Below are 11,276 nucleotides of genomic sequence, written 5' to 3'. Positions count from 1 at the left end.
GCAAATCACCTCCTACAGGAAGTGAATCATGAACCACGCCTCACTGGAATCCCTCGCGATTCAAACTGAACGTCCGACGCTCTAGCTGAACGGATGACCGCCTTCGAGCGGCAGAAGTCGCGACCGGTCCAATCTTCAGTTGCCAGACGCGGATCGCTTCGATCGCTTGGCAGGACGTCGGGTGCTGGCCGCCGAAGTCTTTGAAGACTTTGGCCGTGACGTCTTGGGCGCCAGTTGCCTCGGGTTGAAAGTCTGTGCTGGAACCGATTCGGAGCCGGCCCGAATGTCGGCGTCGCGCACCTGCTGGCCAAAGTTCAGGCCGGTCAGCTCTTCAATCTCGGCCACCGTCGAAAGGAACTCCGATACCCTGGCAATTTCAAGCGGGTCATCGAATGCCTCGGCACGCTCGCCGAACGCTTCGGGCATCACTTCCAAAACCGGCTTCTGGTCCGCCAGCAGCGCGATGGCGCGCAGGCCAGCTTGATCGGACCACAGCGCGATCTTCCAGAACTTCAGCGGAACATGGCTGTCGAAGCGGTAGGGAGGATCGTCCTCGCCGAACACTGGCCCGGCAAACACCGTGACACGGCCTCGCGTCGTATAGGCGTTGCGCAGCACATAGGTTTCTACCGCGCGCCATCTCAACTTCCCTTTGGAGCCGGGATGGTTAAGCGAGCTTCCTTGATTGAAGAAGCCGACTTGCGGCGCAGCATTGGTATAAAAGAACGTGTCGCGTTCTGCCGCGACCGCCTCCTGATCGACGCCCCATGCGGGGTCGCCGCGAAGTGTAATATGGCCCTTCTGGAACATTCGAGCGATTCGTTCCTTGGATTTTGCGACGGGAAATCCAGGCACATTCTGGCTCGAATAGAATTCCTGGTTCATCTGCTCGCCAAGGTCGATGCGCCGATCCGGCCGGAAAGCATCGCTGGCTTCCGAACCGGAAATCGACTCCACCCCCAATTCGACAAGCGACGGGTTGTCGATGACCGTCTTGTCCTCACGATTGACCGCCTTGGTGCGGGATCCATCGATATTGCAGGCGGTGACGAAGGCAAGCCTGCGATCGGCGTTCATCAAGATCGAAAAATGATGGTAGCGCAATTCGTGTGGGTCCTCTCCCGGTTTGGCAAGAAGGTTTTTGGCCAACCGGTAGGGTGAATTGGTAACCGTCGGCATTGCCAGGACAAAGCCCGGTATGAAGCCGGGCTCATACCCTCCACGATCGTCGAAATCCTCTGTTTTCCAACCCGCGGCCTCGGCGATGGCCACCTTCCCGGGTTCGCTTGCCGGGCCTTTGCCGTCGTTTCGTCTCGCATCGCCTCCGTCGATCAGCGGCGCCCGGACATTTATCTCGACGGGAAAAGTCCAGGTGACCGAGCCATCGGCATTGTGTCTCGTCGCCGGCGGATTGCGATCCGGTTCCGGCCGCTGCACCGGCTTGTCCGGCACATCTTCGCGAATATCGGCGTTCAGCCGAACTGTCTCGTCCATCATGCGCGGCATGCCGGCCCAAATCGCCAGAGCTTGCGAAACCGCCGATGCCGAGGAGCCCGGCAGCTTGGACTTTCTAGCACCCAGATCGTCAACGATGGCGCTGATCCGTATGCCTTCATTGATCTCGCGGGCAAGCGCATAGCCACCTATGCCCGTCACCTCGTGGAACGGGCCGGCCCAATGGTGCAGGGCGATAGGTTCCCATTCATTGTTGAAGACCGGGGAGCCGGACGAACCCTGTTCGGTGTCGGCGACATAGTGCAGCACTTGCACCGTTTCGTCGCGGGCCACCAGCCGGTTTTCACGCAACACCAGTTCCTTGAAGCGGCCATCGGGATGCTGGACGATGTTGGCGATTTCGCCGAGCATATGCTTGTCGCGCGCATCCGACAGCGAGATAAAACCGAACTCCCCCAGTTCCTTTGGACCGGAACGCCGCTCGCCGACTCCGATCAGCGTATAGTCCAGACGCTCTATGCTATCGGTCACGAAACAGGATTCAGGATCGAACAGGAACGTCGTCGGCGTGCGCACGGCATTCGCACCGTCCTGCTCATAATCGAACTGGACCTGGAAGCGCCGGGAATCCGCCGGCGACGAAATCACATGGTTGTTTGTGAGGAACAGCCTTGGCCCGACCAGAAAACCCGATCCTTGTGGATTGCCGTTGAGAAAGGCAACGCGGCCAACCGCATCGGCAGCACGGCGCCCACGCTCGAGGAATGCGACCCCGATGAAATCGAGCGTTGGGCCGAGAATTGCCTCCGGCCCTGGCTGCTTGGCGGCGGCCTTTCTTTCCCCGGCAGACCTCATGTCGATCGCTGCCGATATCATCTCCGCTTCGGTGCGGCTGAGCGACGCCTTTACCTGCAACCTGTCGAGGCGCCTGGAGAGGGTCTGTTCGGCGGCCAGCGGATTGCCGTTGGCGATGTGGCCAAGTGAAGCCTCAATCTCGGCGCGCGTTTTCTTGATACGCTGGCGAACTATGTTTTCCACCTGCGCAAATATTTCAAGGTCGACCATATTGCCCTCCTCAACCTTACTTGAGAGAGTGCATATTTACATGAAATGTGCAATATTTTGCCGGCTGTTAGTTCACGGAAGTGGCCTGGTCGCGATTCAACACGCGGCACCTTTTCGGGCTTACACAGCGCCGTCTCGTCGCCTATAAAAACCGGCTGGCGTGCGATGGCGCTTTCGTGCCTGGCCGCGCCTTCGGCAATTGAACCTACCGCCATGGCAGATGATTAGGCGCACAGTAACACTCCCGACGACGCTGCTTGCGATGGTTGCCGCTCCGCTGATGCTGGCGGAGTTGCCGGCCAACGGCCAGGAGCCGGAGCCCATCATCTCGATTGTGACGGGTCTTGCTCCGGATGATCTCCTGAACGTGCGCGCCACGGCGTCGGCCATGGGCAAGGTCGAGGCGCGGCTGCCGAGTGGATCGAGCGTGAAAAATCTCGGCTGCGGCGACGTCAGCGGCCACAAGTGGTGCAAGGTCGAAGACATTGACGACCCGAAGCTGAGCGGATGGGCTCCCGCACGCTACCTCGACCCTATCAATCCCCAGCAAGTGACGCCCCAGGCGGCGGCCGATACGGAGAGCCCTGCCTCTCAACCGCTGCCCGATCTGACAACGCGCCTCGGCGCAACCGGTCCCGAAACGACGCTGAACTCCGCTGACGCAATCGGCAAGCTGGCGATCGAGGACGCTTACCGCCTGGCCCTGGCCGCTGGAAACCCCTCGACTGGACAGGTTGATGGATCGCCGCCCGTGGCTGCGGACCCCGTCCGGAATTTCGGCGCGGTCAATGCGGCGCCTCCGGCCGACGCGCAGACCGTTGCGCGGCTGCAGCCGCCGGGGACACCGGTCCCAGGTGCTGGCAACGTCATTCCTTGTGCGCGCTATCTCGGCCAGCCAATGACCAGCTGCAAGGCAGGCGTCGCGCGCACCGGCGACAAAACCGACGTGACCGTGACCTGGCCCGATGGCGGCACGCGCATCATCAGCTTCCAGGCCGGCAAGCCGGCCGGTGCGGACGCGCCCGGCGAATTCCGCTTCACCCGCGAGGGCAGCCTGAACATGATCCGCGTCGGTGCTTCCGAACGCTTCGAGATCACGGACCAGTTGGCGCTGGGAGGCTAGATAGATTCGAGACGCCGGCAGGACAGAGGGGGGCGCGACGGAACGAGACGCTTGTTTGCTCAGGCAGCCCCGCACAAAGCCGCATTTTAGGGGGTTACATCCGGCAAAACTCTTCCCTATAAGGCCCTCCTAGCCTGATACCAGAATCGCGAGCACAACCGGCCGGGTCATCCCGTCCGGCTTTTTGTGCAAGCCGCCCGCCGAACGGACCCTCGACATGCCAAGACGCACCGACATCAAGTCGATCCTGATCATCGGGGCCGGCCCCATTGTCATCGGCCAGGCCTGCGAGTTCGACTATTCCGGCACCCAGGCCTGCAAGGCGCTGAAGGAAGAGGGTTTTCGCGTCATCCTGGTCAACTCCAATCCGGCCACCATCATGACCGATCCGGAGCTGGCCGACGCCACGTACATCGAGCCGATCACGCCCGAAGTGGTGGCCAAGATCATCGCCAAGGAGCGGCCCGACGCGCTGCTGCCGACCATGGGCGGCCAGACCGCGCTCAACACCGCTCTGTCGCTGCGCCGCATGGGCGTTCTCGACCGCTACAATGTCGAGATGATCGGCGCCGACGCCACTGCAATAGACAAGGCCGAGGACCGCGCGCTGTTTCGCGAGGCGATGAACAAGATCGGCCTGGAAACGCCGAAGTCGATGCTGGCCAACGCCACCGACGTCAAGAATGCCGACCGCAAGACGCACGAGGCCGAGCGCGCCGAGTTGAAGGCCGAGAAGCCCGAAAATCTCGACGCCGCGCTCGATGCTCTGGAAACGCGCTGGAACCTCGGCGAAGGCGACCGCAAGCAGCGCTATATCAGCCATGCCATGGCGATTGCAGCACAAGCGCTCGAGCATGTCGGCCTGCCCGCTATTATCCGCCCCTCCTTCACCATGGGCGGCACCGGCGGCGGCATCGCCTACAACCGCGCCGAATTCTTCGAGATCGTCCAGTCCGGCCTCGACGCCTCGCCGACCACCGAAGTGCTGATCGAGGAGAGCGTGCTCGGCTGGAAGGAGTATGAGATGGAGGTTGTCCGCGACAAGGCCGACAACTGCATCATCGTCTGCTCGATCGAGAACATCGACCCGATGGGCGTGCATACCGGCGATTCAATCACCGTCGCCCCGGCGCTGACGCTGACCGACAAAGAATACCAGATGATGCGCAACGCCTCGATCGCGGTGCTGCGCGAGATCGGCGTCGAGACCGGCGGCTCCAACGTGCAGTTCGCCGTCAACCCGGCCGATGGCCGCCTGGTGGTGATCGAGATGAACCCGCGCGTCTCGCGCAGCTCCGCCTTGGCTTCCAAGGCGACCGGTTTTCCAATTGCCAAGATCGCGGCAAAACTCGCCGTCGGCTATACGCTGGACGAACTCGAGAACGACATCACAGGCGGAGCAACGCCGGCCTCGTTCGAGCCGAGCATCGATTACGTCGTGACCAAAATCCCGCGCTTTGCCTTCGAGAAATTCCCCGGCGCCGAGCCGGTGCTGACCACCTCGATGAAGTCGGTCGGCGAGGTCATGGCCATCGGCCGCACTTTCCAGGAATCGCTGCAGAAAGCGCTACGCGGGCTGGAAACCGGCCTGACCGGGCTGGACGAAATCGAGATCCCCGGCATCGGCCATGGCAGCACGGCCGCCAGCCACGTCGACGACCGCAACGCCATTCGCGCCGCGCTCGGCACGCCGACGCCGGACCGGCTGCGCATGGTGGCGCAGGCGATTCGCATGGGCACCTCGCTGGAAGACGTGCACGCTATGTGCAAGATCGACCCGTGGTTCCTCGAGCAGATCGCCGGCATCCTCGCCATGGAGGATCGCATCCGCGAGCACGGCATCCCCGAGGACGCCGCCAATCTGCGCATGTTGAAGGCGATGGGTTTTTCCGACGCCCGCCTCGCATCCCTGGTCAGGAAGGACGTCGAAGAGATCGAGAAGATTAGGCGTACACTCGACGTTCATCCGGTTTACAAGCGCATCGACACTTGCGCCGCCGAGTTTGCTTCGCCCACCGCCTACATGTATTCGACCTATGAGGTCCCCTTTGCCGGCGCGCTCGCCAACGAGGCGCAGGTCTCATCGCGGAAAAAGGTCGTCATCCTCGGCGGCGGCCCCAACCGCATCGGCCAGGGCATCGAATTCGACTATTGCTGCTGCCATGCCGCCTTTGCGCTGCGCGACGCCGGCTTCGAGGCGATCATGATCAACTGCAACCCGGAGACCGTCTCGACCGATTACGACACCTCCGACCGGCTCTATTTCGAGCCGCTGACGCCGGAGGACGTGCTGGAGATATTGCGCGCCGAACAGGCGGCCGGCGAGCTGGTCGGCGTCATCGTCCAGTTCGGCGGCCAGACGCCGCTGAAGCTCGCCGATGCGCTGGAAAAGGCCGGCATCCCGATCCTCGGCACCTCGCCCGACATGATCGATCTCGCCGAAGACCGCGACCGCTTCCAGAAGCTCTTGCACAAGCTCGGCCTCAGCCAGCCGAAGAACGGCATCGCCTATTCGGTCGAGCAGGCCCGCCTCGTCGCCGGCGAGCTCGGCTTCCCGCTGGTCGTGCGCCCGTCCTATGTGCTCGGCGGCCGCGCCATGCAGATCATCCACGACGAGAGCATGCTGCAATCCTATCTGCTCGACACCGTGCCCGGCCTGGTGCCGGAGGACATCAAGCAGAAATACCCCAACGACAAGACCGGCCAGATCAACACGCTGCTCGGCAAGAACCCGCTTCTGTTCGACACCTATCTCTCGGGCGCCATCGAGGTCGATGTCGATTGCCTCTGCGACGGCAGGTCGACCTACGTCTCCGGCATATTGGAGCACATCGAGGAGGCCGGCATCCATTCCGGCGACAGTGCCTGCTCGCTGCCGGTGCATTCCCTCCCCTCGGAACTCGTCGATGAGCTGGAGCGCCAGACGGCAGCGCTTGCCCGCGCGCTCAATGTCGGCGGCCTGATGAACGTGCAATATGCGATCAAGGACGGCACCGTCTATGTGCTGGAGGTCAACCCGCGCGCGTCGCGCACCGTGCCCTTCGTCGCCAAGACGATCGGGCGGCCGATTGCGAAAATTGCTGCCCGCATCATGGCCGGCGAAAGCTTGGAAGACGCCTTCGCCCACTACGGCGCCATGCCCGACCCGCGCAACCCCGGCCACATCGCCGTCAAGGAAGCGGTATTCCCCTTCGCCCGGTTCCCCGGCGTCGACATATTGCTCGGCCCGGAAATGCGCTCGACCGGCGAGGTCATGGGCCTCGACCGCGACTTCGCGCTCGCCTTCGCCAAGAGCCAGTTGGGGGCGGGTGTTGATCTCCCCCGCGCGGGCACGCTGTTTGTCTCGGTGCGCGACGAGGACAAGAAAGGCATATTGCCGGCGGTCAAGCGTCTCGCCGGCCAGGGCTTTAAAGTACTCGCCACCTCCGGCACCGCCCGCTTCCTCGCCGAGAACGGCGTCGTCGCCGAGAAAATAAACAAGGTGCTGGAAGGCCGCCCCCACATCGAGGACGCCATCCGCAACCGCCAGGTGCAGATCGTCTTCAACACCACGGACGGCCAGAAGGCGGTGTCGGACTCCAAATCGCTGCGCAGGGCGACGCTGATGCAGAAAGTGCCGTATTACACGACGCTCTCGGGCGCGGCTGCGGTGGCGGAGGCGATTGCTGCGCTGAAGGCGGGGAGCCTCGAGGTCAGGCCGTTGCAGGAATATTTTGCCTGACAATTAGCCAATCTCCCTCCTTGTGGGGGAGATGGCCGGCAGGCCAGAGGGGGGCGCTGTCCCGCCAACGTTGCAAGCCAGCCAGAAGCCTCCATCCGTCGTGGCAGAAAAGTGCCGATCCATCTCGCCCACAAGATCGAGAGTCTTTCCGCCGGAGGAGTGCCTCAACACGGGATCACCGTGAAAAGGACAACGCTTACAATTGATAAGCATCAATTTATCTGTCAGGCTCGCTTCAAATAATGGGGTAGAAAATGGCGAAGAAAATTGAGGATAATGAGAACAAAGAACCTTCTGAAATGCCAGACCCGGCGGCAAATGGCGGAGACAAACAAACTGCGGTGCAACGAAAAATACCCGGCAATCTACCTTACTTGACTGCCAGCGGAACTCTAAAAAAAGCGCTAGACCGCCTGATCGAAGCCCAACGCCCAGAAAGATTCAGCGTTGATTTTCTTGAGAATGTACTCAAGCTCTCGGGCGGAGCTGCGAGAGCTACGATACCAGTACTAAAGAAAATGAACTTCCTTGGCAGCGACGGTACGCCGACCGAGCTGTACGCAAAATTTAGAACAGATAGCGGTCGGGGAATGGCAGCTTGGCAAGGTCTGCGAAGCGCGTTTCAAGAGATTTTTCGCCGGAGCGAATATGCACATTCGGCGGAAGAATCGAAGCTCAAAGACATAATCGTCGAAATAACAGGCCTAAAATCCAACGATCCTGTCGCAATGGCTATCCGCGGCACATTCAACGTTATCAAATCCTACGTCCCGTCAAATCTCGATCTAAACGCCCCCACCGCTGAAATCAATGAAGCGACGGAACCCTTGGAGAACAAAGCGCCTTTACGACCTGAAGTGCGCGATGGCCCGTCGCGAGAAATCGGATTGCTTTACAATATAAATATTGTATTACCAGAAACATCAGACCTGAATGTTCTTAATGCGATATTTAAGAGCATAAAAGAGAATTTGATGAAATGAGACAAGCCGAAAAGACAGAGCTATTTATACTTAAGTGCGCCTCTCTAAAGATGTCTGTCGATGGCAACTCTCCTGCAGACGTCGGCGCTCGGACGATTGAAAAAGAACCGGAAATTTTCGCATCAATCAATCAGTTTTCTAGTGATGTGCGCGCAAATGCCGACCTTATGTCCCGGTACTACAAGTTATTCTATATGCTCGAAAATGACATTAGAAAATTAATCGATGAAACTTTATCTGAAGCTTACGGTCTTAACTGGTGGGATCAATATTCACCCGGTAGCGCAAAAGAAGAGTGTAAATTTAACCAGCAACGAGAGCAAGAAGCGGCTGTTACTAGCCGCTCGGAGAATGAGCTTGATTATGTTTCGTTCGGTCAATTGGGCGAAATAATTCGATCGAATTGGATTCTGTTCGGTGGGATCCTTAGCAATCAGAAAGCGCTAGGCAGAGTAATGTTTTCCTTAAATACCCTTCGGGGGCCTATCGCCCACTGCGGCTTGCTTGCCGAAGACGAAATTGACCGTTTGAAATTGACTGTAAAGGATTGGTTCAGGCTTCTAGAAGGACCAAAGTAGTTTTCTATCTCCAATGAATGCAAGGGATCAGCGATGCCTCGGTCTGTGTCCCGATGTCACCACGCACCATCTCGCCCGTCACGATGTCCACCGGCGGCGTCGCCGAGATGAACAACCGTTGGCCCGGACCGCTGTTGAACACGGTAGGCCGTGCGCCCGCACCTTGGCCGACATCACCGGCAACTCAATGATTTATAGCAAACTCCCTCTGGCTGCATTTGCAGGGAGCTTATCTCTCGCCTGGGGAAGGCCATTGCCGACGCTCAGCCTAGCCGAGAAACCCAATAAACCGTCCGGCGAAAAGCACCGACGTCCACAGCACCAGCGAGAGCACCGCCAGAATTGTGACGGTCCCGCCAGCCGGCTCGTCACCGCCTCTTGCGCGGCAGAGGCGCATAAAGACAAGGAAATTGGCGCCGGCGAGGAGGATGAGTGTCATCTTGGCGAGGAAGATCGGCATCGCCGCATACTCGCTCGCCCTGACTGAAAAGAGCAGCGACCCCGTGACCAGCGCGCCGCCAAACGCGCCCAACGCGGTGCGGCGCAGCAGCGCCACGAACGCCGCCTGCGGCAGCGAGCGGAAGGCGCCCAGGATCCTGAGGTCAATGAGCCAGACGCTGGTCAGCAGCGCGCCGATCGACATGATGTGGAGCGCGTTGACGATTGGGTAGGCGACGAAGGAGGCCTTCAGCCCCCGCACCAAAGCGAGTTGCTCAATGCCGGCGAAAAACCCGTCCATTCAAGCCGGCGGCACGCGGTCGGGATAGACATCATAGGTCTTGCCGCCGACGATGACGCGGACTGCCTTCATGCGTTTTTCGCTCTCGTCGCGCGAGCGATGGCCGATCGCGGTCACCTCGTCGCCGACCTTGGCGACCTCCTCGGTGAAGCCGGCGGCGATCGTGCGGGACGGCGGCGCCATCTCCACCCGCCAGGCCTCGCCCTCGGCATCGACGTCCAGCGTGGCGTGCGGGTTGCCGATATAGATGGCCGTGATCCTGCCCTTGAGTTCGAAAAACCCGTCCTGCGTCCACGACCAGCCGTGATGGGCATAGGCTGCGGTGACGGCAGCAAGGATCACCGCCGCTGCCAGCGTGACGCTCCGGTTGAAAGGTGACTGCATCGCTCGTCTCCCCGGTTCCGGCACTAGAGGGTAGGTCAGCGCGCCGCAGCGTCAAATCACATCGGGACAAGAGCCCGGCACCGGCAGGATTTCCCGATACGCCGACAGGGAATGCCAAGGTCAGTGGCAGCAATCATACTGCAGCTGCTCGTCCCAGTCCGGCCGGCCCTCCGGCGCGAAATCCATCAGGTTCCACAAGATCTCGCAGGTACCGATGGCGCGCGGGTCCTGGCCGGGTTCCGGCAGCGTGAAACCCAGCTCGGAGCTCCAGAAATGCCTGATACCGTCGGCATCGCGGTGGAACACCGACAGGACGGGGAGTTGAGCGCCGGCTTCGTCCTCGGCGTGATAATCGCGCTTGAAATTGTTGCCGGCCGAGGAGACCAGCCGCATGTTTGTCCAGCCACGGTCGCGGCCGAGCGTCAGCAGATTTTCCAGCGCCATCTTGCCGACCACGGCGAAATTGAATCCGGCGGCTTCGAGATGGCCGATGGCGCCGTCGAACTGATCGAGCAGCGCCGTGCAGGACGGGCACGGCTGATCCTGCCGCGCAAGCTTCGCCGTGCCGCCGCTGGTCGCGACGTCGCGTGTCTCATTCGGATGGCGCGGAAACATCATGTTATAGATGAGCAGCGTGTCTTTGCCGGGCGCAAACAGCTCCGACAGCTTGACCTTGGCCGGCTTGCCGTCGGCGCCAAGCCCGTCGAACACATAATCCTGCGGCACCAGCCCGCCCTTGGGCAACGCGCGGCGGGCGACGGCTACATCCTCCATGGCGCGGCGCAGCTCGATTTCCTTCTGCAAAAGGGTGTCGCGGGCGGTGCGGTATTCAGCGGATTCGTTGGGAAAGCTGATCATCGTCATCTCCATCTCTTAGGATTTTGACCACGCGCGCCAAGGTTCCGGCAACGCGCCTTGCCTCTCAAGGACGCATGGCGAAGGGCGGTTCCGACATTTTTTGCGGCGGGCGGCAGAAGTCCCCCTCACCCGGATTGCCAACCGAATTGCGAAGGGCAATTCGGGGCAATCCGACCTCTCCCCGAGGGGAGAGGAGGTCGTCGGCGTTGATGCCAGCCTCTTCTCCCCGGCGGGGCTAGCGTGCGCACACATCTGCTTCGGAGAGGTGTCAAGGGAGTTTTGGTCGGGTAGCAGGTTTGGCTTGCGGGGTTGGAATCATGTGTGATTCTGTAGCTGCCATTGTTGATTCGGGAGGTTTCGACGATGGCAC

8 protein-coding genes are annotated in these 11,276 nt (G+C 60.7%); 4 read left to right on the top strand and 4 right to left on the bottom strand.

Features of this window, described 5'->3' with window-relative positions:
* Positions 1 to 135: 135 nt before the first annotated feature.
* Entirely contained in the window at positions 136 to 2,520 is a 2,385-nt protein-coding gene (locus NKK47_RS34045; protein ID WP_352579799.1) for a DNA/RNA non-specific endonuclease, read from the bottom strand.
* A 262-nt stretch (positions 2,521 to 2,782) separates the two neighbouring features.
* On the opposite strand from NKK47_RS34045, the gene NKK47_RS34040 reads away from it, so the two are divergent.
* The 4 genes from NKK47_RS34040 to NKK47_RS34025 all read left to right on the top strand — a co-directional run bounded on the left by NKK47_RS34040 (position 2,783) and on the right by NKK47_RS34025 (position 8,925).
* A complete protein-coding gene (locus NKK47_RS34040) occupies positions 2,783 to 3,643 on the top strand; it encodes an SH3 domain-containing protein (RefSeq protein WP_352579798.1) in 861 nt (286 codons plus the stop codon).
* Positions 3,644 to 3,860: 217 nt separating this feature from the next.
* Positions 3,861 to 7,364, top strand: coding sequence for a carbamoyl-phosphate synthase large subunit (gene carB / locus NKK47_RS34035; RefSeq protein ID WP_352579797.1), 3,504 nt, complete (start codon positions 3,861 to 3,863; stop codon positions 7,362 to 7,364).
* A 254-nt stretch (positions 7,365 to 7,618) separates the two neighbouring features.
* Positions 7,619 to 8,347, top strand: a complete 729-nt coding sequence (locus NKK47_RS34030) for a DUF5343 domain-containing protein (RefSeq protein WP_352457521.1) — start codon at positions 7,619 to 7,621, stop codon at positions 8,345 to 8,347.
* Positions 8,344 to 8,925, top strand: coding sequence for a Swt1 family HEPN domain-containing protein (locus NKK47_RS34025; protein WP_352579796.1), 582 nt, complete (start codon positions 8,344 to 8,346; stop codon positions 8,923 to 8,925). Before NKK47_RS34030 ends, NKK47_RS34025 begins: the two co-directional genes overlap by 4 nt.
* Before the next feature lie 268 nt (positions 8,926 to 9,193).
* On the opposite strand, the gene NKK47_RS34020 is transcribed toward NKK47_RS34025, so the two are convergent.
* From NKK47_RS34020 to NKK47_RS34010, 3 genes are all read right to left on the bottom strand, one after another.
* The gene (locus NKK47_RS34020; protein ID WP_352457519.1) at positions 9,194 to 9,664 is read right to left on the bottom strand and encodes a DUF6644 family protein; all 471 of its coding nucleotides are present in this window, start codon (positions 9,662 to 9,664) and stop codon (positions 9,194 to 9,196) included.
* Positions 9,665 to 10,048: a DUF6152 family protein gene (locus tag NKK47_RS34015; RefSeq protein WP_352457518.1), complete on the bottom strand. Its 384-nt coding sequence runs from the start codon at positions 10,046 to 10,048 to the stop codon at positions 9,665 to 9,667.
* A 120-nt stretch (positions 10,049 to 10,168) separates the two neighbouring features.
* Complete coding sequence (locus NKK47_RS34010; RefSeq protein WP_352457556.1) at positions 10,169 to 10,906, bottom strand: DUF899 family protein; 738 nt, start codon at positions 10,904 to 10,906, stop codon at positions 10,169 to 10,171.
* Positions 10,907 to 11,276 lie beyond the last annotated feature (370 nt).

Source organism: Mesorhizobium sp. M0019 (genome assembly GCF_040323975.1).
Lineage (GTDB): Bacteria > Pseudomonadota > Alphaproteobacteria > Rhizobiales > Rhizobiaceae > Mesorhizobium.
Note: the sequence above shows the minus strand (reverse complement) of the source record. Positions and strands in the feature narration are given on the sequence as shown.